Source organism: Microbulbifer marinus (assembly GCF_900107725.1).
GTDB lineage: Bacteria > Pseudomonadota > Gammaproteobacteria > Pseudomonadales > Cellvibrionaceae > Microbulbifer > Microbulbifer marinus.
In genome coordinates, this window is sequence record NZ_FNQO01000002.1 from 61,882 (window position 1) to 88,777 (window position 26,896).

The 26,896-nt window shown below is 60.3% G+C and carries 16 protein-coding genes; 2 read left to right on the plus strand and 14 right to left on the minus strand.

Annotated features, from left to right (window positions below; genetic code table 11):
• Positions 1-274: 274 nt before the first annotated feature.
• From BLW36_RS08210 to BLW36_RS08225, 4 genes are all read right to left on the minus strand, one after another.
• A complete protein-coding gene (locus tag BLW36_RS08210; protein ID WP_091387166.1) occupies positions 275-1,774 on the minus strand; it encodes a tryptophan halogenase family protein in 1,500 nt (499 codons plus the stop codon).
• 171 nt (positions 1,775-1,945) lie between these two features.
• On the minus strand, positions 1,946-4,732 hold the full coding sequence (locus tag BLW36_RS08215) for a TonB-dependent receptor (RefSeq protein WP_091387167.1): 2,787 nt from the start codon (positions 4,730-4,732) through the stop codon (positions 1,946-1,948).
• Between the two features lie 173 nt (positions 4,733-4,905).
• A complete protein-coding gene (gene glk / locus BLW36_RS08220; protein WP_091387169.1) occupies positions 4,906-5,868 on the minus strand; it encodes a glucokinase in 963 nt (320 codons plus the stop codon).
• A gap of 214 nt (positions 5,869-6,082) precedes the next feature.
• The gene (locus BLW36_RS08225; RefSeq protein ID WP_091388581.1) at positions 6,083-7,660 is read right to left on the minus strand and encodes a sodium/sugar symporter; all 1,578 of its coding nucleotides are present in this window, start codon (positions 7,658-7,660) and stop codon (positions 6,083-6,085) included.
• A gap of 373 nt (positions 7,661-8,033) precedes the next feature.
• On the opposite strand from BLW36_RS08225, the gene BLW36_RS08235 reads away from it, so the two are divergent.
• Positions 8,034-9,182 carry a helix-turn-helix domain-containing protein gene (locus BLW36_RS08235; RefSeq protein WP_091387171.1) on the plus strand — a complete coding sequence of 383 codons (1,149 nt, stop codon included), beginning with the start codon at positions 8,034-8,036 and terminating at the stop codon, positions 9,180-9,182.
• 208 nt (positions 9,183-9,390) lie between these two features.
• On the opposite strand, the gene BLW36_RS08240 is transcribed toward BLW36_RS08235, so the two are convergent.
• From BLW36_RS08240 to BLW36_RS08285, 10 genes are all read right to left on the minus strand, one after another.
• A complete protein-coding gene (locus tag BLW36_RS08240) occupies positions 9,391-11,937 on the minus strand; it encodes a glycoside hydrolase family 3 protein (RefSeq protein WP_091387173.1) in 2,547 nt (848 codons plus the stop codon).
• 294 nt (positions 11,938-12,231) lie between these two features.
• Positions 12,232-13,725 (minus strand): tryptophan halogenase family protein, encoded by a 1,494-nt coding sequence (locus BLW36_RS08245; RefSeq protein WP_091387175.1) that lies wholly within the window; start codon positions 13,723-13,725, stop codon positions 12,232-12,234.
• Between the two features lie 36 nt (positions 13,726-13,761).
• Complete coding sequence (locus BLW36_RS08250) at positions 13,762-14,772, minus strand: cupin-like domain-containing protein (protein ID WP_091387177.1); 1,011 nt, start codon at positions 14,770-14,772, stop codon at positions 13,762-13,764.
• Complete coding sequence (locus BLW36_RS08255; protein WP_091387179.1) at positions 14,769-16,322, minus strand: tryptophan halogenase family protein; 1,554 nt, start codon at positions 16,320-16,322, stop codon at positions 14,769-14,771. The genes BLW36_RS08250 and BLW36_RS08255 overlap by 4 nt, the downstream gene beginning before the upstream one ends.
• A gap of 114 nt (positions 16,323-16,436) precedes the next feature.
• Complete coding sequence (locus BLW36_RS08260; RefSeq protein WP_091387181.1) at positions 16,437-19,391, minus strand: TonB-dependent receptor; 2,955 nt, start codon at positions 19,389-19,391, stop codon at positions 16,437-16,439.
• Between the two features lie 415 nt (positions 19,392-19,806).
• Positions 19,807-20,679, minus strand: a complete 873-nt coding sequence (locus tag BLW36_RS08265) for a sugar phosphate isomerase/epimerase family protein (protein ID WP_091387183.1) — start codon at positions 20,677-20,679, stop codon at positions 19,807-19,809.
• A 52-nt stretch (positions 20,680-20,731) separates the two neighbouring features.
• Positions 20,732-21,607, minus strand: a complete 876-nt coding sequence (locus BLW36_RS08270) for a sugar ABC transporter permease (RefSeq protein ID WP_091387185.1) — start codon at positions 21,605-21,607, stop codon at positions 20,732-20,734.
• Positions 21,604-23,847: an extracellular solute-binding protein gene (locus BLW36_RS17400; RefSeq protein WP_211567167.1), complete on the minus strand. Its 2,244-nt coding sequence runs from the start codon at positions 23,845-23,847 to the stop codon at positions 21,604-21,606. Before BLW36_RS17400 ends, BLW36_RS08270 begins: the two co-directional genes overlap by 4 nt.
• Positions 23,838-24,947: an ABC transporter ATP-binding protein gene (locus tag BLW36_RS08280; protein WP_091387187.1), complete on the minus strand. Its 1,110-nt coding sequence runs from the start codon at positions 24,945-24,947 to the stop codon at positions 23,838-23,840. Before BLW36_RS08280 ends, BLW36_RS17400 begins: the two co-directional genes overlap by 10 nt.
• A 214-nt stretch (positions 24,948-25,161) precedes the next feature.
• Entirely contained in the window at positions 25,162-25,491 is a 330-nt protein-coding gene (locus BLW36_RS08285; RefSeq protein WP_091387189.1) for a tetratricopeptide repeat protein, read from the minus strand.
• A 63-nt stretch (positions 25,492-25,554) separates the two neighbouring features.
• On the opposite strand from BLW36_RS08285, the gene BLW36_RS08290 reads away from it, so the two are divergent.
• A complete protein-coding gene (locus tag BLW36_RS08290) occupies positions 25,555-26,853 on the plus strand; it encodes a M20 family metallopeptidase (RefSeq protein WP_091387191.1) in 1,299 nt (432 codons plus the stop codon).
• Positions 26,854-26,896: the final 43 nt, after the last annotated feature.

Here is a 26,896-nt window from a genome sequence, read left to right on the forward strand (position 1 = left end):
CCTGTAAAGCTATCTGCAGAGCGGAGTTGAAAACTAGAGAACCGCGGCACACTGTCGCGGTTCTTCTTCGGTTGAGGAGGTGAACTGGCAGGTAATCACCTAATAGATAGTGGCATTGCCGGACCACTCCGGGTTCTCGACTTTTATGAACTGCACTGACTGCGAATTGATGGAACGTTTTCGCTGCAGGCGGCCAGCCAGGAATTCAAAAATAGCGCCGGCGCTTACTCGTCGCCTTCCAAAAACTTATCTCTAATACTCCAGTGCCGTTTATTTACCGTGACTTTTGACCGAACAGAAACTGCTCGTGATCCGGCAGGCTCTTGACGGAGCCATCGACAAGCGTTTTCAGGCTATGCATCAGGTCCTCCAGCTGCGGCTCGGATAGGGAATCGGCAATGCTGTGGTGATCCTCCGGGAATATTCCCTGGCCAATCATCACCTGCTGCCAGGCGGCCTCGGTAAAAAGGTCGTCGTAATTACGGAACACCTTGCCCGTTCGGCGGAACAATTCAATCTTGTCTGCCAGCGCAGCAGGGATTTCCATCTCCTCGCAGTCCCGCCAGAAATCACTATCACGACGTTGGTTGACCTTGTAGTGCAAAATAATAAAGTCGCGGATCCGTTCGATTTCCACACGAGACTGACGATTGAATTCCGCCACTTCCTCAGGCTTAACGCCGCGATGGGGAAATGATTTGATCAGGCGTGTGGCCGCGGACTGAATCAGGTGAATACTGGTAGATTCGAGCGGCTCGAGAAAGCCGCTGGATAGTCCGATGCTAACCACGTTCTTCTCCCATTGGCGGGCGCGGCGTCCGGTGCGGAAAGGGATAAGCTTGGGTTCTGCGAGGGGTGCGCCGTCGAGGTTGCTCATCAGTACCTCGCGGGCATCGTCATCACTCCAGTGGCGGCTGGAATACACAATGCCGTTGCCAGTTCGATGCTGCAGGGGAATACGCCACTGCCAACCTGCGGCATGAGCGATTGACCGGGTATAGGGCACTAAAGGCCGACTACCCGCACTGGGAACCGCCATGGCCCGGTCGCAGGGCAGCCACTTGGACCATTCCTCGAATTCGACCCCCAGGGTCTTGTCGATCAGCAACGCCGCCATGCCGGTACAATCCACGAACAGATCACCGGCGACTGTTGCACCGTTCTCAAGCAACAGGCTCTCGACGAATCCATCCCCAGACCGCAAGGTAATATCCTGGACGGTGCCTTCGATCCGCTTTACCCCTTTGCCCTCGCTGTACTGACGAAGAAACTTGGCATAGAGCCCGGCGTCAAAATGATAGGCGTAGGAAAGCCCCGGCAGGTTGGTACCTTTTATCTGCGCCAACGGTGCAAATTTGTTGTGGATAGCGGCCTGGTAATTGAGGGAGTAATCCCAATAGCTCGAATCGTTACCGCCGAGCTTGCTTCTCCGCCAAAAATGGTGGAAATCACAGAAGGGGAAGTTCTTGCCGACGGTACCGAAGGCGTGCATGTAGCTCTCACCCCGGCGATACCAATCCTCGAACTGGATACCGAGTTTGATCGTACCCTTGGTGGCTTGCAGGAATTCCTGCTCATTGAGCCCCAGGGCCTGATTGAAATTGATGATCGGCGGAATCGTGGCTTCACCCACACCTACAGTACCGATTTTGTCTGACTCGACCAGCGTAATACCGATGCTTTTGCCAAGCACTTTTGCCATGAGCGCAGCAGTCATCCAGCCTGCAGTACCGCCACCGAGAATGACCAGATTCTTAATAATTCTTTCGTCCACAATACATATCCGTGTCAGATGCCATTTCCGGATTACTGAGAATCACCGGTGGTTGAACCGTTACATAAGGCCACCGAAAACAGTTCAACCCAAATCTTAGTTGGAAAAAAAAAGCCCTTGTAATAAACCTATTACAAGGGCTTTGCTTAGCTCAATGCTAATTGCATGGGATTACAGCTTGTAGCTGAAGCCCAGCAGGTAGGTCTTGCCGTAGCTCTGGTAGTCGCGAACCTGCAGGGAGTTATCGCCACTCAGCGTGGTGAACGGCTCGTCAGTCAGGTTCTGACCTTGCAGGAACACGGACAGACCTTCCAGACCGCTGATACCAGCACCGGAGAAGTCGTAACCCAGCTGGGCATCGACGATAGTTTCACCCACTACGTCTACCTGGTCGGTATTGAAGCCAACGCCATATACGTCGCCCTTGAAGTCGCTACGCTTACGCATGCTGGTACGCGCAGAGAAACCGTGGTTGTCGTAGTAGAAGGTGAGGGTCTCGATGCTGTCAGACAGACCCGGCAGCTGGTAGTCGTTGCCATTCGGATCCTGGATGTCGGAGTCGACACCGGTGTGGCTGGCCAGCAGGCCAAAACCGTCCAGGCTTTCGGAGAACATGTTGAACGGCAGAGCTACGGAAACTTCGTAACCACTCAGGGTGCCGCCGCCACCGTTCACTTTACCCTTACCGGTTGCAGTGGAGTTCTCCGGCACCAAGCCGGTAGACGGATCGGCTACGCCAGCCAGTTCCACTTCGTAGTTACCGTCGAAGGTCCACTGATCCAGGTCTTTCCAGAACAGCGCCACGGAGAAGTAACCTTCTTCGCTGAAGTAGTTCTCGTAGGACAGATCCAGGCCAATGGCTTCTTTCGGCTCCAGCTCGGGGTTACCACCTTCGATATTCCAGAAGTTACCGTTGTCGTCCGGCTGCTGGCTGTAGCTCACTTTTACAGAGGCGTTCATCTCGTCCAGACGGGCACGGGAAATAGTCTTGGCGGCACCGAAACGCAGAGTCTGCTGCTCATCGATGGCCAGAGCCATGTTCAGGCTCGGCAGGAAATGGTTGTAGTCGTGGCTGATGTCAGTGGGGTCAGCCACAACCAGTCCGTCCACAATATTACCGGCGAAGCCCTTGGACCGCTGGTCGGTGTAGACGTAACGCAGACCTGCATTACCGGTCAGCGGCAGGCCGGCAACTTCGGTTTCGAAGTTAGCCTGTGCAAACGCAGAAGTTACCGCCTCGCTCACAGACCAGGACTTGAACAGGTGGCTGAGGTTGGTCAGGGATTCTGCGGTCAGCTCGTAGTAGCCATCTTTCAGCATGGAAGCCGCGTCATAGGCAATCATGTCGCCCATGCCGATGAAGTCCAGAGAGGCGCTGCCAAGACGGTACTCCTCCGGCACAACCAGCATGCCCGGGAAGTTGCTCAGGGTCATGAAGTAACCCTCGGACTTCTTGGTCTTCTCGCGGTCGCGGTACGAAACACCGTAGCTGATCTCGTTCACGATACCGGCTTCCACCATCTGGGTAGCGGCCAGCTTCAGCGAGGTCAGTTCATCATCGATTTCCGGAGTGTTCAGGAAGCCGTCCTGGGCAGTGTTTTCCAGCGCGGGATCACCGACGATACCGAATTTCTCGTTCAGTGCGGAACTCCAGCCCCAGGTCAACGGACCACCCATCTGGATCAGGTTCCAGTCGCTGTAATCCAGGCCGTGTTCAAACTGGGCACCGGTGTTGCCACCACCCAGGTTATAAGTCAGGTCGTCGGCTACACCAACGTCGTTGCCTCGGCCGGTACCGGCATAGCTTTCGAAGCTCCAGATATCACGTTTGACTGCAGAGTGGCTAGCGTCGAACTCTACCTGCAGGCTATCGGTGAAGTCATAGGTGGTGTTGAAACCAAAGGACTTCAGTTTAGCGGCGCGGGTTTCCAGGTCGTTACGCACAACAACGCGCTGACCTTCGGTAGTGGCGCTGGTGATAAAACCAGTAGCCGGATCAACAACCGCAGTGTCCGGGCTGATGGAGCCCTGACCCCAGGCAAACGGAATTTCGATACCGCGCAGGATCTTCTCATCGGCGAAGTCTACGTAGAGGGCATCGAAAGTCATGTTCAGCTTTTCATTCGGCTGCGCTTCGACAACCAGCATGGCGCTGTCACGATCCAGGACGGAGGAGCGAACGAACGGCTTGGCACCGCCCAGGATGGAGTACTCTTCACCCTGGTAGGTGAACTCGGGATAACCCCAGGCATTCCAGCGCTCTTCCTGGTTCGGCGAGCTCATAGTGTTCAGGGCGAATGCCACACCGATGGTATCGTCGGCAAACTGGTCGATATAGGAAACGGTGGCACGGTGGCCCTGGTCTTCACCATCGGGATTCAGCTTATCGAAGCTGGTCATCTCGTACTGGCTGTTGACCTGAATAACACGCTCGCCCCGCTCCAGCGGCTTCACGGTCTGCATGTCAATCACGCCGGCGATGCCTTCGGCTTCAATACTGGCGGTCGGCGTCTTGTAAACGGTTACGCCGCTCATGATCTCGGAGGGGTAGAGATCGAACTCCACGCCACGGTTGTCACTGATGGACACCTGCTCGCGGCCATTAAAAGTAGTGGCACTTTCGTTTTCACCGAAACCACGAATGGAAACGCGGCTTGAACGGCCGTCCAGGCGCTGGGCAGCCAGGCCCGGCAGGCGGGAAATAGCGTCGGCGATGGAGGAATCCGGCAGCTTACCGATATCTTCGGCAGAGATGGCCTCAACAACGGCCTTGGCGTCACGCTTGGTGTCGATGGAGTCCATCACACTCTTGCGGAAGCCGGTGACAGATACCTCTTCGAGCGTAGCATTAGCGCCATCTTCTGCGGCATAGGCCGGCAGAGTGACGCTCACAGCTGCAATAGCAGCAGACAGCAAAGTGGGCTTAAAGGCCCCTTTACCTTTGTTGGATAGACTCATCATCTTCTCCCTGGACTTATCGTTATGGTGAGACCTTGCATCCTAGGCCTGCCCCTCATCCATAACATCCTCCCCCGAGGGGGGAGGAGGCGGGAGAATCCGTGGCGCCCGCCCAAGGGGCGCCGTAAAACACCGTAACTCTTTGTTTTACTTAAACTTTCCTTCTAGCCGATTCAGCCTTCCAGGTGCGCCGCGGCGCCGATCAGGGCCTGGTAGCCGGCCTTCAGGGCGTAGAGAGGAACCGTTTCCATCCACGTCTCCACCCTGCCCTTGTTCAGGAAGCGCTGCTCGAATTCGCTCTCCGGCAGCAGCTCCGCAATACGCGGCAGTATACCACCACCGAGGAAAACTCCGCCGCGGGCACCCAGGTAAAGCGCCGCGTCTCCGGCGGCGCTGCCGAGGAAATTGAGGAAATCCAGCAGCGTCTCCCGGCACATGGGATCTGAGCCGTCCAACCCGCGGGCGCTGACATCCGGTGGCGTCAGGTCTTCCGGCTGGCGGCCGTTCAGCTCACACACGGCGCGGTACAGGTTCACCAGACCGTTACCAGACAGCACCCACTCGTTGAATACCGGCTGACGGGTTTTCATCAGCACCTGCAGCAGCTGCAGCTCCCGTTCGGTCGCCGCGGCCAGGTTGGCGTGACCGCCCTCACCGGCCAGCACGTGGTAGCGGCCGTTATCCACCGCGAGGCCGGCCACCCCCAGGCCGGTGCCCGGGCCGAGTACCGCCATGGCCGCATCCGGTAGCCGCGGCACATCGCGCAGCACCTGGTAGTCGTCTTCAGACAAGCGCGGCAGGGACAGCGCCAGCGCGGCGAAGTCGTTAATCAGTTCCAGCCGTGGGAATCCGAACTGCTTGCTCAGGGAATCGGTGGTAATAGTCCAGCCCAGGTTGGTCATATAGACGCGACCGCCCGTCGCAGTCTTCTCCAGCGGGCCCGCGGCAGCAATACAGACCTTTTCCGGACGCGGCTGATCCAGCCCCTCCAGCCAGTGCTGCAGCGCCGCCTCGAATCCGTCAAAGCGCTTGCAGTCGACCACTTTCAGCGATTCCAGCTGGTAACCGCCCGCCTCTGGCCTGGCGATGGCAAAACGGGCGTTGGTGCCGCCGATGTCCGCTACGATACTTGTCATCTTTGTCCCTGTTACAAACCCCAGATAAAACGGCGGTATAAGGTAAGCGGTTGCGCAAAATAAAACCAGCCCTCTGCCGGCGCCGGATCGCCCCCGCCCCGCCGCCAGGGGAGGACAAACTGCCAGCGCAGTGATTTGCACTAGCCGGTCAAAAAAAGGCCGGCCCTGGGGCCGGCTCTGAAGCAGCAGAGAAGATAAGGTTCGACGGGCGCTACTACCACCAGGTGGCGTAGAGTGCCGCCAGCACCAGGGTGACCCCCAGCGCCGCCAGGTTGAAACTCTGGCTGGTGGTGAAGTTGATCTCGCGCAGGGCCACAGCGCCATCGGCTGTCACGGTTACCCCGCGGCCGCGCCCTTGCCATAGCGATACCGCCACCGCCAGCGCCACGCAGCACAGGAATACCAGGCCGACCCGGTCGATGAATGGCAGCTCCGGCCACCACAGCTTGAGTGCCAGAGACAGCACTGCAGAGGCGATGGCGGCGGCGAGCGCAGAGGTCGCCGTCGCGCGCGGCCAGAAGACGCCGAGCACGAACAGCACCACGATGCCCGGGGTGAAGAAGCCGGTGAATTCCTGGATATACTGGAACGCCTGCTCGAACTGGCCAAGCAGCGGCTGTGCGCAGAGCATCGCCAGCACCAGTGACACCATGCTCGCCACCCGACCCACGGTCACATAGTGGCGCTCGCTCTTCTGCGGCTGGTAGCGGGAATAGATATCCATGGTGAAGATGGTGGCGATACTGTTGGTCATGGAGGCGAGCGAGGACACGATCGCCGCCACCAGCGCCGCAAACACCAGTCCCTTGAAGCCGACCGGCATCAGGTTCATCAGCTGCGGGTAGGCCTGATCCGGCCGCGCCAGATCCGGCAGCAGCACCACCGCGGCGATTCCCGGCAGCACGACGATGATCGGCATCAGCAGCTTCAGGTAGGCGGCGAAGGCGATACCCTTCTGGCCCTCTTTCAGATCCTTGGCCGCCAGCGCCCGCTGGACGATGTACTGGTTGAAGCCCCAGTAGGAGAAGTTCATCACCCACATGCCGCCGACCAGTACCGACAGGCCGGGCAGGCTGGCGTAGTGCGGATTGTCCTTCGACAGGATCATGTCGAACTTCTCCGGCGCCTGCCGTGTCAGCTCGAAGAAGCCGGCCACCGGACCCTGACCGCCGGCGATCATGTCCAGCGCCAGGTAGGACAGCAGCAGGCCGCCGAACACCAGCAGCACCACCTGGATGATATCGGTCAGCGCCACCGCCTTCAGGCCGCCGTACAGCGAGTAGGCCGCGGAAAACATTCCGAGGAACAGCAGGCCGAACAGCAGCTCGACACCGGCGATGGCATTGATCGCCAGCGCGCCCAGCCACAGCACCGCGGTCAGGTTCACGAAGGTGTAGACGCCGAGCCAGAAGATCGCCAGCACCACCTTGACGCGGTGATCGTAACGCTGCTCGAGAAACTGCGGCATGGTATAAATTTTCTTGCGCACGAACACCGGCAGGAAATATTTACCCACCAGGATCAGCGTAATGGCGGCCATCCACTCGTAGGAAGCGATGGCAAGGCCGATGGCATAGCCGGAACCGGACATGCCGATAATCTGTTCGGCGGAGATGTTCGCCGCAATCAGCGAGGCGCCCACCGCCCACCAGGGCAGCCCCTTGCCGGCCAGAAAGTAGTCCTTGGTATCTTTTTGATGCCCGGACTTCTCCCGCGAGACCAGGTAGCCGATGGTGACCAGGGCGGCCACGTAGACGGCAAAGATCAGAATATCGATTGCTGCTAACTGCATTTCTCTCACCTGTTTATTATTTTTGGCATCCCCTGCGAACATCGAGTGGGATTGCCGCCCCTGTACCACTAAACATACCGGCTGCCGGGGTTAAGCTCTCGCTGGTATCGCCGGCGCCCCTGCGGGAATGCCTGCGCAGACATTCGCGGCCGCCTGATTATTGTTCTGAGGACTGGTCACGCAGACATCATCGATACCCGGGAGCAAGGCGTCGCCCCACTTTGCATATCGGCGCAAAGTGGGCGCATCCGGGCGTTTCACTTCCCGCGCCGCAAACAGGGACACGGCGCGGCGGGCTTTCGGGATAGGCTTGCCCTCAGGCATTCTCTATACTCCCGGACCATAACTCCTATAAAGATGTATCTCGGTGACGATGAAAGACTATATCTTCAATATTCACGACGTCGTGCTGCTGATGACCGCGGCGGAGTGCCTGCTGCTGTCGATCTTCCAGCAGGTACTGCCGATCCGCGACCGCAATTACGGCCGGTTGCTGACCGCGTTCCTGCTCATCGTGGCGATCGCCTCCGCCTGCACACTGATCCTGTGGAATGACCAGTTTGAAGTCGCACCGCTGTTCGGCCAAGTGCTGCTGCCCTACTTCCTGTTCGGCGCGCTGATGCTGAAGGGACCGGCCTTTTACCTGTTCGTATCTGCCCTCACCCAGCAGAACATGCGCCTGCAGCGGCGCCATGCGATACATCTGTTGCCGGCACTGGCCGTCATACTGTACCTATTCATATTCGATCTCAGCAGCGACGACCTCCGCCGTATATCTGTCGCCGGCCAGGGCTTCCCGGCGCGGCTAGTGGACCTGGTGTGGGATCTGTCCACCGTCGTGCCACTGGCCTACGCGGTGGCCGCGGTGCTGTTGCTGCACCGCTACCGCAGTGAACTGGAGGATGAGTACTCACATTTCTCCACCACCGAACTGGACTGGCTCAACATCCTGACCTACGGCGTGCTGATCAGCTGGGGCTGGACACTGATGGTCCATGTGCTGGCCAAGTACACATCGGTCGAGACCGCCGATTTACTCGGTATCGCCGACAATTATGTGGCCTTTATCCTGATCAACGCCTTCTTTGCCTACAGCCTCAGTTACGCGCACCAGCTGCTGGCCACCCAGCCGCAACAGAGCCGCGAACCCAGCGAGGAGGAGCCGTCGGAGAGCGCCATCGACAAGGTGCGCCACGCAATGGAGGTGGAAAAAATTTACCTGAAAAAGAATCTCAACCTGGAACAGTTTTCCAGCCGTATCGAGCTGCCGCCAAAGGAAGTCTCGGCGGTGATCAACAAACACTTCGGCACCAATTTCTTTGAATACGTGAACAGCTATCGAGTGGAGGCCGCCAAAGCCCTGCTGGCAGATCCGGACAAGGCAAATATGACCGTTCTGGACGTCCTGCTGGAGTCCGGTTTCAACAGCAAATCAGCCTTCCACCGCTTCTTCAGTCGGTTGGTCGGCATGTCGCCGACGGAATACCGCAAACAGGAGCTGGCCAAGCATTCTCAGGAGTAGTACAGGCGGCGCGGCAGGCAAGTGCATCCACCAGGATGTGCCGGAGAGGTAATAGAGGGATATTGCTGGAATTGGTTCGGCCGCTTCTGCAAGCGGCCTCCCCTGACAGACTATAGATCTTCACTGCCTGCGCTGGCGCCACCTGATCGCGCATCAACGGCTGTTGGCACACGATCAGGGACACGCCGCTCTGCATCAGCAGGCGACATCAGCCACAGCTGATGTCGACGTCTTCGGCCCCGGAGGCGATATGAATATCGTGGATGGTCAGGTCCAGCTCACCGGCGGTGCGCACGTAAAACGGTGACAGCACCATATCCAGTTTCGCGCCGCCCTTGGCCAGACACTGCAGATCGACCGCCAGGGTTTTCCACTCACCTGGCGCCGCGCCTTCGAGCAGATCGGTGATCGGCTGTTCGGCACCACAATCCATACCGCAGTTCATGCCGAGATTTACCGCATCGTTGGGTACGCGATCCACTTTGACATCGAATACCAGGGCTCCCCGATTGTTCAGGTAGCTGGACAGATCGGTGCGGCTATTGGCGAAGAAGCCGGCAATCGCATCGCCTTCTCCGGCCCATTGCAGGCGCCGGCTGTCTTCCTGCACATTGCGGTCAACGGACTGCACGCTGATGCCCTGCAGTTTGACCACACTGTTGGCAATCACCGTGCGGTTGTTGCCAGCATCGGTTACCTGGAAGCTCCACGGATCCAGCGCGCGGCCGTTAAACACTGCCAGCGCCTCGTTGGCATCGGTCTGCTGCAGGCCGCTCTCTTCCGACAGCGCGGCCATCTGCTCTTGATCCGCATAGGTAAGGCCATAACCGTAGCCGAACTGGGCCAGAGATTCGTTCTGCCCCCGGTTGCGCACCTCGGGCCGAGCATCATTCGGCCACGAGAAGGTCAGCTTACCTTTGAAGTCGTGGCTCACATTGCCTGCGTCGTCACGGAAGAGCACATCCGCGACGCCGCCACCTTCGGTGCCGGGCTGCCAGATCACGACGAAGGCATCGGAAGCGTTGATATGCGGATTAACCCACAGCGGGCGGCCGGTGATGAACAGCGCAACCACCGGAATGTTCTGCTCGCGCAGGCGATTCAGCAACGCCAGGTCGCGCTCGCCCTTGTAGGCCAGGTTGGAGATATCCCCCTGCATTTCCGCATAGGGGTCCTCACCAAAGACAACGATCGCTACGTCTGGCTTCTGCTCAAAACTGCCATCCACAGACAGCTCGGCGCTACCACCGGCAGATTCCACCGCCTCGGCAATACCACCGTAAACGGAAGTCGCACCGGGGAAATCGGCGTTCTCATTGCCGGTACCCTGCCAGGTGATGGTCCAGCCACCGGTCTGCTTGCCGATATTGTCGGCGCCGTCACCGGCAACCAGTACGCGCTGGTCGCGGGCCAGCGGCAGCAGGTTGTCGTTGTTTTTCAGCAGTACCAGGGACTCGCGTACCGCCTGACGGGCGATGGCGCGGTGCTCCGGCGCACCGATCAGGGATTCGTCGCCGGCAAAGGCGCGCTCGGAAGGCGCTCCGGCATCGAACAGCCCTGCGCGCATCTTGACCCGCAGGATCCGGCGCACTGCATCGTCCAGGCGCTCGGCGGGGATCTCACCGCTTTTCGCTTCCGCAACGGTATTCGTGTAGAGCTCTTTCCAATTCGGGTCCGGCGCCATGAACATATCGAGGCCGGCATTGATCGCCTGCGGACAGCTTACATTGCTGCAGCCGTTGACAAACTGATGGCCGGACCAGTCGCCGACAATGAAACCATCAAAGCCCAGGCGGCCTTTCAACACGTCGGTCAGCAGATACTTGTGACCGTGCATCTTCTCACCGTTCCAGCTGCTGAAAGACGCCATCACCGTCTGTACGCCGGACTCGATCGCGGAAAAATAGCCTTGCGCATGGATCTTCATGAGCTCGTCTTCGCTCATGATCGCATCACCGCGGTCGATACCATTCTCGGTGCCACCGTCGGCGATAAAGTGCTTAGCGGTGCTTACCACGTGCTTGTCGCTGAGCAGGCTCTTGCTCCCGGGGATACCCTGCAGCCCTTCTACCAGCTTGCCGCCGTAGCTGCGCACAATCTCTGGATCTTCGGAATAGGATTCATAACTACGGCCCCAGCGGTCGTCGCGGGTCACCGCTAGCGTGGGCGCAAACACCCAGTCGATGCCGGTAGCGGATACTTCCGCCGCGGTCGCGGCACCGATCTGGCGCATCAACTCAGGGTTCTGGGTGGCGCCCAGGGCGATATTGTGCGGGAACAGCGTCGCACCGATCACGTTGTTGTGACCGTGCACCGCGTCGGTACCCCAGATCACCGGGATGGCAACACCGCCGTCGCTGGTATCCATGGACGCAGCATAAAATGCGTCGGCCAGCGCAACCCAGTCGGCGATGCTCGCGTGCTTGTCACTGTTCGGGAAGTGACCGCCGCCGTTGAGAATGGAACCGATGTGATAGTCCTTCACATCCTCCGGCGTCGCGGAGTCGATTTCGACCTGGATCAACTGGCCGACCTTCTCCTCGACTGACATCTTCGCCATGAGCGTATCGATGCGGGCCTCGATCGCCGGATCTTTGGCAATCGGACTGGTCAACTTCGGCCAATCAGCGTTCAACTCCGCTGCTGTGCCACTATCCTGTTCCGGCCCGGCGGGCATTTTCTGCTCACCGCACCCCACGATCCCACCGCCCGCAATCAGACCGGAGATGACCCCCAGCAGAATTCGCTTTTTCATCACCGCAAAACTCCAATTATTATTTTTGCCCAGATGGCCTCCCGCTGGTGGGGAGACAGCACTTTTACAGCCTGCGTTTGTACGCAACCCCCGTAAAAGCGTCGTCCCACTTTGAATTGACGCCGGAAACTGACGCATTCCACCTTGCCCGCCCGGACAATTCCGCAACGTGGGACGTTTCAGCACCCGTCATTGCGGTAATGAACCGCAGGTTTGCGGCGGTAGAGCCTGGCCGCAGCCGAACAAAGGGTCAGACTCGGTGGCGGCGCGTGGCGATGGGAAGAAGGCCGGCATTTAGCCGGCGCGCTGCTGGTCGCCCGGCAAAAAGCCGGCGAGATAGTCATTGTGATCCTTGAGTCGGGCCAGGGCGTCATCGACGCCGGCCTTGACCTGGCGGATGAAGTCCGCCAGCTCCTGCTCAGGCATGGTGTCCACTAGTGGGTGATAGCGCTCCGGCATCAGCCCCTGCCCGAACATGACCTGCTGCCAGGAATCCACGAACAACTCATTGGCCTCGCGGAATACATGGCCGGTCTCGCGGAACATGTCGATCTTGGCCGCCAGGGTGTCCGGAATACTCATCTGGCGACAGTAGCGCCAGAACTCCGTGTCGTCCCTGTCGGTGACCTTGTAGTGCAGGATGATGAAGTCGCGGATACGCTCCATATCAAATTCGGACTGGCGGTTGAACTCGTCCACCTCGACCTGGCGAATCTCGCTCTGCGGGAAGAAGCGCAGGAAGCGCACAATATTCTGCTGGATCAGGTGAATACTGGTCGATTCCAGCGGCTCCAGAAAGCCGCTGGACAGGCCGACCGCCAGGCAGTTCTTGTGCCATTGCTTGCGCCGGCGCCCGGTCTGGAACTTGATCAGCAGCGGATCCGTCAGCCGCTCACCCTCGATGTTCTCCAGTAGTTGCGAGCGCGCCGAATCGTCACTTTGGTAGCTACTGGAATACACCTGGCCGTTACCCACGCGATGCTGTAGGGGAATACGCCACTGCCAGCCGCTCTCCCGGGCGATGGAACGGGTGAACGGAATCGGCGGTTCCACCGCCTGGGTCTGTACCGCCACCGCGCTATCGCACGGCAGCCAGTGCGACCAGGATTCGAAGCCGGTGTGCAGGGCCTTTTCGATCAGGATCGCGCGCATCCCGGTACAGTCGATGAAGAAATCACCATCCACCTCCTGCCCGGAATCGAGCTTGAGAGCGCGGATAAAGCCGGTATCCGGGTGCAACTGCACCTGATCTATTTTCCCCTCCACCCGTTTGACACCGAAGCCCTCACTGAACTGGCGCAGATAGGCGGCGTAGCGGGTAGCATCCATATGGAACGCGTAATTCAGGCCGTTGTTGGGCAGGTGGGAAAATTTGTGGGCCTCTGCGGCGCGCCGCTCCAGGCAGTATTCGCCGAAGTCGCCGGCCAGCCCCAACTGCCGGGCGCGCAGCCAGAAGTGCTGAAAACCGCAGGCCCAGCAGTCTTTGCCGGTTACGCCGAATGCATGTATGTAGTCTTTGCCGACGTCGCGCCAGTTTTCAAAGCTGATACCCAGTTTATAGGTGCCCTGGGTGGCAGCGAGGAATTCCGCCTCGTCAATGCCCAGCAACCGGTGAAAGAACACCAGGGTAGGAATGGTGGCTTCGCCCACGCCGATGGTGCCGATGGACTCGGACTCCACCAGGGTGATATCCAACTGCGTTCCCATCAGCTTGGAGAGTGCGGCAGCCGTCATCCAGCCAGCGGTTCCGCCACCGGCAATCACAATTTTTTTAATCGCTTGACTCATGGTTCTCTCTCTCTGCTTCATCGCCCTGTGCCGGGCTTATGGCATCCGCTGCAGTTTTTCTATCAGTAACTTTTTCAACCGCGCGGACGACTCTCGATCCAGGTCGCCGAGCAGTCCGTGCGTGTGCGCGGGCAGTTGCTCTACGGCATCTTCCCGGTTCACCACGAAGTGCTGAAACAATTCGCCCCAGGCTTTTCGCTGCGCCGCTGGCAAGCCGCCGATCGAAAGCAGCGCATGCATCAGAGCATCCTGCGGCAGGCCGGTCCAGGCGGGTGTGGATCGCCACCAGTAATTCACCAGCATGTTGAGGCCATCGAGTCCCTCGACCTGGTGCCACCACATGCTGGGCACATACAGCACGTCACCGGGTTCCATCTCCGCAACCAGTGCCGCTTCGAGCGCCTCGCGATAGCGTGGGAAGCGTTCGTAGTCGGGCGCGTAGAAGTCGACCATGCTGATGGCTTGCCCGGCGGGGTTGAAGTCCAGCGGTCCGGGATAGAGGTTTGCCGCCTGCTCCGGCGCGAACAGCGTGAAGCGGCGGCGACCAGCCACCACACACGCCAGGTTTTCCGGCAGGTCGAAGTGGGCGGCAACGCGGGTGCGGTTACCGAACCACAGCGACACCAGCGGCTTGTGCTGGCCGACGGGAATATCATTGTGCGTACGCAACCCGGGCAAGTGGTGGTCGACCGGTGTGGACCCAACGTAGCAGCACTCCTGGCCGACGCTATTGGTTTCCAGCGCACGCAGCGTCGGCAGCAGCTCACCGGCGTTGCGCTGGAAATTGAATCCATCCATGGCGTCATTGTAAAAAATGCGCCCCTGGGTTTCCGCAGCGGCGTGAAACACCATGATGGGTCGCCGCTGATCAAAGGGCGCCAGATAATCCGCCAGCGCCCCAGCACGGGCTGCCGCAACTATCGGCCAGTCGGCTACCGCTCCTTTCATCAACAGCGGCTCGGTACGTCCCGCCACCCGCGCGGCGATCTCGTCCGCGGCAACGCCGGAGCAGGTTTCGACCGCGGGAATGTGTTCTGGATACTTCATCGAACAGTGACTCCCGGTTGGCTGCGGGCAACCAATTGCGAAATCAGCTGCCGGTTTGCAGGCAACCCCTGCCGATAGCTGGCTAGCTGTTTTTGCACTTCTGTCAACAGTGTTTTCGCGCGTGCCTGGTCGCCGTCCTTGCGCGGGGCCCGCACCCAGTCGCAGTCGTACCCCATGCCGTTTAACACATAGCGGTAACTGGGTGGGGGAAACAGTGGTTGCGCCTGGGGAAAGTCCTGTTTCGCCGGCGCCCTGTGGCGCCACAGCTGCAGATTTTCCCGCAAAGATTCGGGAATGGATTCGTCCCGCCGATGGGCCAGCCAATAGTCGGAATCCGTGCGCTCGGACAGCACATAGTGCAACTTGAGAAAATCGATAATATTCTCCCAATGCGCCAGTATCTGACGATTAAAGCGCTTTGCCGCCAGCCCCATCTGCTCATTGCGCGCCGGCAAAAAATCTCTGATCAGGCCGGCGCTTTGCTCGATCAATGCCAGCGCCGATGCCTCGAGCGGCTCAATAAAGCCGGCGGCCATACCCACCGCCACGCAGTTGCCCTGCCACATGGCGGCCCGGTGTCCCGGCGCGAACTTGAGCTCGCGGAACATCAGTTCGCTATCCGCCCCCGTCGGCAGCTCGCGCGCGAGGAAACGGCGGAACTCGCCCTCGACGGTCGCCGTATCGGTGAACTGGCTGGAATAGACGTAACCCATGCCGCGGCGCGAGGGCAGGCCAATATCCCAGATCCAGCCATTGGCCTGCGCGGTTGCGCGCGTGACAGAAGCGATGGGTGATTCGGGCGAGGCATGGGGAATCTGTACCGCGAGAGCACGGTCATTAAACAGGATCGACGAGCGGTCGACCCAGGGTACCTGCAGGTGCTCGCCGATAATCTTCGCGGCACTACCGGAGCAATCCACGAACAAGTCTGCGCACAGTCTCTCACCGGCATCGGTAACCAGAGCAGCGACGCTGCCGTCTGCACCACCTTCCACCGAGGCAATGTTCGCCCGCACATGCTGCACACCCAGATGACGGGTACAGTGGTCACGCAGGCACAGACCAAATTTCACTGCATCAAAATGATAACCGTAATTGAGTACGCCTGCGTATTCGGGCGTGGCCAGCTGCTTGGGCGCCAGGTGCGCGTCACAGATGGCCGCCTGTGGTGTCACGGCGTAGGCATATGCCTCTTGGCTGAACGGTGCGAGATCTTGCTCGAAATAACCGTGCGGGAGGGAGAAAGGATGGTAATACTGATCCTTGCAATCGGTCGTTCGCCAGGCCGAGAAGAGGGAGCCCTGCTTGAATGAGGCCTCGCACTCTGCGAATAGCCGCGTTTCACTAAGACCAATGCGCCGCAGCGTTTCCCGCATCGAAGGCCAGGTACCTTCGCCAACCCCGATGGTCGGTATATCCGGCGACTCCACCAGCACAATGTCACAGTGCCCGCCACGAGCCCGACCGTGCTCGGCCGCCAGTACCGCGGCGGTCAACCACCCAGCAGCGCCGCCGCCCAGAATCAGAATGGATAACGGTGCCTGTTGCATTGTTGAGCCTCTCACTTCAAGGACTTTCAAAAAACAAAGGGCGTGATTGATCACGCCCTTTGCATCCTGCGAGACGTGAGTGGCAGCAAGCCGCCACCACTCCTGGCTACAACCTTAGAAGCTGTAGCGCACACCCAGACTGTACCGGGCGCCAGTTTGGTATGCGCCGATCATCATGTTCTCATGACGGCCATACAAACGCTTGGTTTCGTTGGTCAGGTTGATGCCTTCGAAGAATACGGTCAGGTCCTCCCGTACGTCGTAGCTCGCGCTGGCATCCCACTGGCCGTACGCAGCAACGTATACCGGGTTGCGCTCGCCGTTGCCATCGAAAGTACCGGCCAGGAAGTCGTCGCGCCAGTTGTAGGCGATACGCGCCTGAATCCCATTCTTGTCATAGAAACCCACAACGTTCATGGAGTCACTCAGACCGAGCAGCGCAAACTGGTTTTCAACCCCGTCACCCTTGTTGGTGTTGAAGTTGTCATAGGCGATGTCGCCGTTGACGGTGGTGAAGTTGAACTGCGCGCCGAAGCCCGAGTCAGCGAACATATGCTGTGCCGCGAACTCAAAGCCGTCGATTTCTGCCCGCTTCGCATTCACCGGCGTCAGCACGCTAAAGACAGCTGCTTCATCGCCAAGCTTTGCATCACCCACGATCGGCGCACCGTATTTGGCTTCCATTTCCGCGCGGACGGCAGCTAAATCACGAGTACCCAGCGCCGCTGCAGCCTCCTCAAAGCGTTTTCCAGTTGCCGGATGCGCAAGGTTAAACGGCGTTTCAGTAAATGAGTCCTGACCGATGAAGTTCTTCACGCTCTTGCGGTAGTAACCGGCGGATACATAGCTGGCCTCACCGTAATACCACTCGGTGGACAGGTCGTAGTTGAGCGATTCAAACGGATCCAGATCCGGATTGCCGCGCTGTGCGGTACCGCCACTGAAACGCAGCAGCGAGTCGATGGTCTGGCCGCCCTGGATGTCACCGTAACCGGGGCGGGTAATAGTCTTGCTGATGGACCCACGCGCAACAACATCGTCGGTCAGGGCGATATCGAGGTCGAGATTCGGCAGCCAGTTACCGTAACCACCCTCCTGGCGGCTGAAACCAACACCGTTCTGATGGGCACGGAATTCGTTGTCGCCTACCCAAGTAATGTAATCGTACTGGGGCACTTTCGCCTTGGAGTCGACATTAGTGTCTTCATAGCGCAGGCCCATTGCCAGATGCACCGGCATTGCCGCATCTTCCCAGGCCAGGTTTACCTGGGTATAGGCATACTGCTGGGTCTCAACCGCGGTACGGTCGGTAGTGAAGTCATTGCTGGCACACAACCAAGGGCCGCATGGGCTATTCCACTCATTAGGCAAGGTATCGCCATTGGCCTCAACCCAAGTGGCGATAGCTGCGCGCATGCCATCGAAGTCAGAGGCGTAGTAGTACGGCGTCATCTCCGAGCTGTCGGCGCTGCCGAAGTCATCCAGCGCATCGGCCATGCTCTTCTGCACGAACAGGCTGTCGTCATAATCCGCCGGCGTCCCCAGACCACCCCAGGTATCGTTCTGGACGTTGGCGAATGCGGAACGGTTGGTGGACTCGCTGCGACCGATACCGAAGTCGATGCTCTTCACGAAACCTTCGTTGACATCGAAGGTACCGTCGAAGCGCGTCTGCTCGATATCGTGCTTCATGTAACTGTTGTTGAAGACGTTACCGGAGGTCAGCATCTGGGCTGGATCGAAGCCCTGGCCATCGATGAATTCGAAGTTGACAGTAGGCAGGTCTTTGCCGTAGTTGACGGTGGTTGCTTCACGGTTGAACTGCACACCGGCGATATTGTTGTTGGTACCTCGGTCGTCCTTGGCACCGTTCTCGGCGCTGGAATTGTGGTAGTCAAACCTCAGGGTCAGGTCCTCACGAGGGTTCCAGACCAGGTTCAGGCCGATGGAGTCGTTTTTGTTGATGGTGCCCCACTCTCCCGCATTGAAGGTCACGTCAGCATTGGTGCCATCGGTGTAAACGATCGGGGCTACCACGCTGCCGTTGCCAGAGCCTTCGGTAAAGGAGCCTGAAATCGGGTCGCCGTTGAACCAGGCACCCATCGCATTGTACTGGTGCTCTACGTCCTGTTCGGCGTAGGCGTAATCCAGGGTGGCCTCGAACTCGTCGGAGGGCGCCCACTGCAGAGTCAGGATGGCGTTGGTACGCTCACGCTGGGTCTCGGAGAAGTTGAAGCCAATACCGCGCGGCATGGAATAGATATCACCTTCCTGCGGAACGTTTTCAAAATTGTCAAAGCTGGGATGACCCGGATTGACCGAACCCCAGTCCCACTGGCCACCGGGGATGGTGTACCAGCCTGGACCCGTTTCGGAACCAGCCTGACCAGAGTGGCGTTCGGAGAAGGAACCAGCAAAAGCCACGCCGATGGTATCGTCAGCGAACTTACCACTGTAAATACCGGACAGCTCCGGAGTCAGGCTGTCGCCTTCTTCACTGGAAGTGTCGTGCAGGGACTTGGCACTCAGGTTGAGGACGGTGTCCGCCTGTTCCAGCGGGCGGATGGTCTTCACGTTGATCACAGAACCGATGCCACCAGTAGGCTGGTTGGCACGACCGGTCTTGAATACCTCTACGCCGCTAACACTTTCGGCCGCCAGGTTGGCGAAGTCGAAAGAGCGGGAGGCAGAGGCGCCGCTGCTTTCAAGATTTGCCGCCGGCATCTGGCGACCGTTCAGGGTGACTACGTTGTAGTCAGGACCAAAGCCACGCACAGTGACCCGGCTGCCTTCGCCGTTCTGGCGGTCGATTGATACGCCGGTGATACGCTGCAGGGATTCCGCCAGGTTGGTATCGGGGAATTTACCGATATCTTCCGCGGAAATCGCATCAACCACGCCCTGGGCGTCGCGTTTGATGTCCATCGACTTGATCAAACTGCCGCGGATACCGACAACGGTCACCTCTTCCAGCGCGGCGTCCTGTGCCAGTGCCGCGCCACTCAGCCCGGTAAGTGCGGCAATGGCTGCGGCCATGGAATTCTTCTTGAATCCGGTCATTCTGTTCATGGAGTTGTCTCCCCCATCTTCACGTCGTTTTCGTTATTGGTTTCGCCAGACGGGACAACTCTTCAATACCTCTGGGTTCATTTACGGCCAATGCGGCTACTCTCATTTCGCACCGGCGACCCGATCTGGCTCGAGCCTATCCTCTGCCAGGGCTCCAAAGTGAGTCGTCCCACCTTGGGGGAATGGGGAAAAATGGACTATCCCACCTTGATCCCAGTAAAGCGGGAAAGAAAACATCTATATTTTTCAAACACTTAACAGGATTCGACGATTGTGCACAACGATAGGGCAAATTCGCAATGAGCGCAGGGCAAACCCTACCAAAGGCGCAAAAAACAACCAACAAGGAATTGCGACCCGCTGGCCACCCCAGCGCTACCGGCCGCCGCCACCCACTGAAACCGCGGGCCAAAGGCTAACTTTTCCACATGTTGACACCGGCCAGGCTGGTGCGGATGCTCGACAGAGGATCCTCGGCGTCATCCCGCTCGACGAATCCGTATTCGAGCCCGGCCCGATCCGCCTGCGCCAGCAGCCGCGGGAAATCGATCACGCCCTGCCCAACCTCAGTCATGGCCCCGGCTGCCGTCGCATCTTTCAAGTGCCACAGCGGAAAGCGGCCCGGATAACGGTCGAAGTAACTCTGTGGTGCCTGCCCGGCCCGGTGCATCCAATACAGATCCATCTCGAAATACACCAGCTCCGGATCGGTGCCATCCAGCAACAATCGATAGGGCAGCGCCCCTTTGGCGTCGACAAATTCGAAATCGTGATTGTGATAGGCCAGCCGGAGTCCGGCATCCCGACACATCCGCCCCCAGCGATTGAGCTTGTCCGGCAGCTGCCGGTAATAGCCGATGTTGCGGCGGGAAGGATCCAGCCACGGCAGCACCACATAGCGGCTGCCGAGGGCCCGCGCCTGGCCAACAACTGCCGACATGTCCGCCTCCATCTCCTCCACCGGGAAATGCGCGGCGGGTGCGGCGAGCCCCAGATTGCCGAGCAGGCGCCGCAATGTTGACGGCGCCCGGCCGAAGAAACCCGCAAACTCCACCTGCCGGTAGCCGGTGGCAGCCACCCGCGCCAGTGTCCGCTCCACGCTCTGTGCCATTTGTGCACGCAGCGTATACAGCTGCAGGCCCCGCACGCTGGGCAATGAACGGGTCGAGGAACTCCGGGAGCCAGTTGCGCAGGCTAGCTCGGCGGCCATCGGCATCGCCGTAGACGCGAGGCCCGCGACGGCAACTGACAGGAAGCGGCGACGGGCGGGGGAGATTCCGGAGGGCATGGGGAACACCGACTAATGCTTGGTTATTCTTATCGGCCGCTGCGCCGAAGGGTCAGCCCTTCACGGCACCGGCGGACAGCCCCGACACCAGGAAACGCTGCAGGGCAAGGAACAGCAGTATCACCGGAATGGATACCAGAATCGAGCCGGCGGCGAAGAAGCCCCACTCCGATGCATAGTCACTAACGAAGAAGCGCAGCCCCACCGGCACCGTGTACCTGGATTCGTCGTCCATAAAGATGGAGGCGAGGATGAATTCGTTCCAGGCGGTCATGAAGGAGAAGAGCGCGGTCACCGCGATGGCCGGGCGCGCCAGCGGCAGGATGATCCGGTAAAAGATGGTAAAGCGCGAGGCCCCCTCCAGCAGGGCCGACTCCTCGATCTCGTAGGGCAGCGTGTCGAAGTAGCCCTTCAGCATCCACACGCAGAACGGCAGCGCGGTGATCGCATACACCAGCACCAGCCCCAGCCAGGTGTTGCCGAGCCCTAGCCACTGCACGACGATGACGTACAGCGGGATCAGCATCAGCACCGCCGGGAACATCTGTGAAATCAGGAACAGCATCAGGCCGCGCTCGCGCCCGGGGAAACGGAAGCGGGAGAAGGCATAGGCGGCGGTGCAGGACAGGCACAGCCCCACCACGGTGGTGCTGAGCGCGACCACCAGGCTATTGCCGAGCCAGCGCATAAACGGCTGCTCGGTAAGCACCGCGCGGAAGTTGTCCAGCGACCACTGCTGCGGCAGCGGCACCAGCGCGGCCAGCTGCTGCCAGAAACCGGCGCCCTCCGGCAGCGCGACCAGCTGCAGGGCCTGCTGGCCGGAGAAGGCCAGGCTCACGACCCACAGCAGCGGGTAGATCACGATCAGGCCCGCGAACAGCAACAGCGCGAAGCGCCAGCTGAAAATATCGCCCAGTACCCTCTTCATCGCGCCGCCTCCATGGTTCTGGAGATCCGCGTCTGCCACAGCGCATAGCAGAACAACAGCGCCAGGATCACCATCGAGTAGGCGGCGGCGTAGGCGTACTGGTACTTCTCGAAGCCGATGCGGAAAGCCTTGGTGATCAGGATATCGTTGGCCCCGGCCGGCGCGCCGTCGCTGACCAGGTAGATCACATTGAACATATTGAAGGTCCAGACCACCGACAGGATGATGGCGGGGATCAGCACCGGCTTCAGCAGCGGCAGGGTGATTTCGCGGAACTGGAACCAGCGCCCGGCACCCTCGACCCGGGCCGCCTCATACAGCTCGCGCGGTATCGACTGCAGGCCGCCGAGAATCACCACCATCATAAACGGGATCGACAGCCACACATTGGTGACCAGCCCGGTAAAGAAACTCGCCCCAACTGAATCGAACCAGGCCACCGGCGCAATACCGAAGATCTGCAGCGCCTGATTGATTACGCCGAACTGCGGGTGAAACATGCCCTTCCACACCAGCGCGGTGATGTAGTTGGGTATCGCCCACGGCAGTATCAGTAGCACCCGGAACCAGGCGCGACCGAAGATCGGCTTGTTCAGGGCCAGCGCCAGCAGCAGCGCCAGGCCGACGGCGAGCAGCACGTTACTGGCGGTCCAGCAGACGGTGACGAGCAGGGTCCAGTAGAAGTTATCGAAATTGATACTGCGCTCGGCACCCGCGCCGTACCACAGATTCCAGTCGCCGAGGATGCCGACATAGTTGTCCAGCCCCAGCCAGCGGGACGCCAGCGGCGTGTTCTCGTTCAGCAGGGTGGTATCGGTAAAGGATAGCAGCAGGCCGTACAGCAGCGGGAAGAACACCAGCAGCAGCATGCCGAGCATCGCCGGCAGGATGTACAGGTACGCGGTCCTGTTGTGGCGCCAGGTTGCGGCGATACGCCGGCGCAGCTTCAGCAGCGCCGTCACGGCGGCCAGCAGCAGGAATAGGCCCAGGCCCCACAGCCAGGCCGGTAGCTGTGCCGGCCCGGCATCCCGACTCTGCGATGCCTGCAATGCGGCGATATCCCGCTGCAGGTCGCGTTGCAGACGCTGCATCGCCGCCGCCGGCTGCGCCGCGCCCTTCACCACTTTCTTCAGTACATTTTCCAGTGGCTTCCACAGCAGCGTCATTTCCGGCAGGTTCGGAATCGGCACCGCGGTTTCCAGCTGCTGACGAAAGGCCATGGCGACGTCATTGGACGCGATCTGCGGATGCTCGAAGGCGCCCAGGTTGGCCGGCAGCTGCCCACCGGCGATGGCCATCTGCTCGGCGGACTCGCGCGCGGTCAGGTATTCCATCAAGCGATAGGCGGCCTCCTTGCTGTCGGACCAGGGAGACAGGAACAGGCCCTCGACCGCCACCCACGGCGCCAGCGGCGTGCCGCTGGCGCTCAAGCGCGGCAGTGGCGCTACCGCGTAATCGATCTGCGGATCTATCTCGCCGAGCATCCAGGGGCCGCTGATGACCATGGCGGCGCGGCCCTGATTGAACAGGTTGGTGACCAGGGTGCTGTTGGGCTCCTCCGGCAGTACTCCATCCGTTCGGACCCATTCCGTCAGCAGCTGCACGGAGCGGACATTGGTATCGCTATCCAGCGCCAGTCGGTTCTGTGCATCGAACGGACCGCTGCCGAAGCCGTTCATCAGGGCGCCGTGGAAGAAGGGTTCGGTATAGCTGTAGGCGAGGCCGAAGCGGCCGTGTTGTCGGTCGGTGTGCGCGCGCGCCTGGGCGATCATCTCGGCGGTCGTCGCCGGCGGACTGTCAATCAGGGCGCGATTGTAGATCAGCGCGGTACTCTTGAAATTGAACGGCAGGCCGTAGAGGCTGCCCTGATAGCGCATGGCGCCGAGCAGGTTATCCGGGAAGCGCTCCAATACCTGCGGCCGCACGAAATCGTCGATGGGCGCAATGGAGTGACCGGCACTGGCCCAACCGCCGATGCGGTCGTGGGCGAAGATAAACAGGTCCGGGCCCTGCCCCCGCGGCAGCGCCGCGGACAGCTTGTCGGCGTAACTGCCGAACGGCACCGCCAGCGCCCGGACCCGCACCTGGCTCTGGCTGCGGTTGTAGTCGTCCAGCAACTGCTCCAGCGCCTGGCGCTCGGCGCCGCGGTAGCCGTGCCACAGCAGCAACTCCTCCTGGGCAACCGCCTGAACGGCACACAGACACAGCCACAGGGCGAGCGCGCGCTGTATCAGGTGCACGGCACGGCCTCCGCCACCGCCACTGGCTGCACGGTGCGAATGCGCTGCCGGCTGTGCCGGTCGAACAGGTAGATCGCGTCCGGATCCAGCGCCAGCTCGAGGGTCTGCCCGGGAGTGAGCAGTTGCAAACCCGGCAGCCGCGCGATCATGCGCTCACTGCCGTCACCCAGGTGCACCAGCATCTCGGCGCCGAGGGTCTCGACCATTTCCACCTTAGCGCGCAGGCGCGGCCAGTGATCCGGCGACCCCGCCGCGGGGTGCAGCTTCTCCGGGCGAATGCCGAGCAGCAGTTCGCCGGCCAGCCCGCCGAGATCGGCGCGCGGCAGGTCGAGCAGTGCGTTCTTGAGGCCGGCGCCGCGGTTCTGAACCGGCACTATGTTCATCGGCGGCGAGCCCATAAAGCCCGCTACGAACACATTATCCGGATCGTTATAGAGTTCCATCGGCGTGCCCACCTGCATCAGCTCGCCGCGGTTCAGTATCGCTATGCGCGAGCCCAGGGTCATGGCCTCGACCTGGTCGTGGGTCACATAGACGGAAGTGGTGGCGAACTCGCGGTGCAGACGGCCGATATTGCCGCGCATCTGCACACGCAGCTCCGCATCCAGATTGGAAAGGGGTTCGTCGAACAGGAACACCTGCGGATCGCGCACTATCGCGCGCCCCAGTGCCACCCGCTGACACTGGCCGCCAGACAGCTGGCCCGGCTTGCGCGCCAGCAGATCGGCGAGACCGAGGGTGTCCGCCGCCTGTTCCACCTTGGACTTGATCAGGGATGCCGGCTGCTTGCGCACCCGCAGGCCGAACGCCATGTTGTCGAACACGGTCATGTGCGGGTAGAGGGCGTAATTCTGGAACACCATCGCCACGTCGCGGGCCGCTGGCTGCAGCTCATTGACCAGGCGATCACCGATCCACAGCTCGCCGCTGGTCACCGACTCCAGCCCGGCGATCATGCGCAGGGTGGTGGATTTGCCACAGCCGGACGGGCCCACCAACACCATGAACTCGCCGTCGCGGATATGCAGATCGAGCCCCGGCACGGTGGGCGGGTTGTCTGCGTAGCGCTTCTCTACTCGCTTGAATTCAATGCTGGCCACGTCGGCACCCTTGGTAATCGCTGGCGCCGGGTGAACAGGTTCGGCAGGCTTCTCTCATCGACGCACAACTTGGCAATCTTGTTATTATCCGCACCACTCTAGGGGTGGAATCGGGCAGCCTCGCATTCTCGCTCAGCCCCCGGCGCGCGGACATCAGCCCCGCGCAGGGCGTAGGCGAACAAGAATCGAACAATAATTGATCAACCCCGAAAGATCAATTGCCTGCCAGCTTGTCGGCCTTCCTCAGGAAGACCTCTATCTCCCGCTCCACCTGCTTGTCTCCCTTCATGCGGGCCACCTCCAAGCCACTGGTAAAGGCCTTGCGTGCGCGGTCGTAATCGCCCAACGCCAACTGGCTGCGGCCCAACAGCTTCCAGGCCGCGGAGTGATCCGGCATCTGCTCGACGCACAGCTGCAGGTGCTCTGCCGCCTCTCCGTAGGCCTTCTCATTGAACAGCGCACTGCCGAGTCCAAAGCGGAGCAGCGGCGAATCCCGGCCCTGATCCAGCTGGGCGCGCAGGCGGGCAATGATCGGATTGGTCATGGGAGTCTCCGGCAGACACACGTTAGAATCGGCCGACGATAACAACAACCAAGGAAATCAGCCGTGAAACGATTATTCCTGCCCCTCGCCATAGGCGCAACGCTGCTTGGCGCCAACCCGGCCACCGCCGCCGACCCGGATCAACTGTTGAAGAACACCGAAGCCAAGGTGATCGAGTGGCGCCGCCACCTGCACCAGAACCCCGAGCTGGGCAACCGCGAATTCGAGACGGCCAAATATATTGAACAGCACCTGAAGTCCCTCGGCATGCAGGTGGAAACCGGCGTGGCCCACACCGGCGTGATCGGCCTGCTGAAGGGCGGCAAGCCGGGCCCGACCGTCGCGCTGCGCGCGGATATGGACGCGCTGCCGGTCACCGAGCAGGTGGACCTGCCGTTCGCCTCCAAGGTCAAAACCACCTACCAGGGCAAAGACGTGGGCGTGATGCACGCCTGCGGTCACGACACCCACGTGGCGATGCTGATGGGCGCCGCGGAGGTGCTCGCCGGCATGCGCGACGAGCTGGCCGGCAACGTGCTGTTTATCTTCCAGCCTGCCGAAGAGGGTGCGCCGGACGGAGAGGAAGGCGGTGCCGAGCTGATGCTGAAAGAGGGGCTGTTCAAGAAGTACAAGCCGGATGTAGCCTTCGGCCAGCATGTGACCTCCAACCTGCCCTCCGGCGTGATCGGCTATCGCCCAGGTCCGACAATGGCGAGTTCCGACGAATTCCGCATCACCGTGGAGGGACGCCAGACCCACGGCTCGCGCCCCTGGGGCGGCGTGGACCCGATCACAGTGGCCGCGCAGATAGTGATGGGCACCCAGACCATCGTCAGCCGCCAGATCGATATCACCAAGGAGCCGGCAGTGGTGTCCTTCGGCAAGATCGACGGCGGCGTGCGCAACAACATTATTCCTGACAGCGTGTTCATGAACGGCACCATCCGCAATTTCGATATGGACAACCGCCAGCAGATATTTGCCAAACTGAAAACGACGGCGGAAAAGATCGCCGAAAGTGCCGGCGCCAAGGCAACGGTCCAGATTATTGAAGGCTATCCGGTGCTGTCCAATGACCCGCAGCTGACCCAGGCTTCGCTGCCCGCCCTGCGCGCCGCAGCAGGAGAAAAGCGGGTGATGGAAATTCCCAAGATCACCGGCGCTGAAGACTTCGCCTATTTTGCCAACGAAGTGCCGGGTTTCTATTACTGGCTCGGGGTAACTCCGAAGGGCAAAGACGCCGCGACTGCCGCCAGCAACCACTCACCGCGCTTCTATGTGGACGAGAGCGCATTAAAGATCGGCACCAAGGCCATTACCCAACTGACCCTGGACTATATGGCCAACTACAAGAAGCAGTAACTGAAAAAGCAGTAACTGCGCAACGAAAAAGAGCGGCCACTGG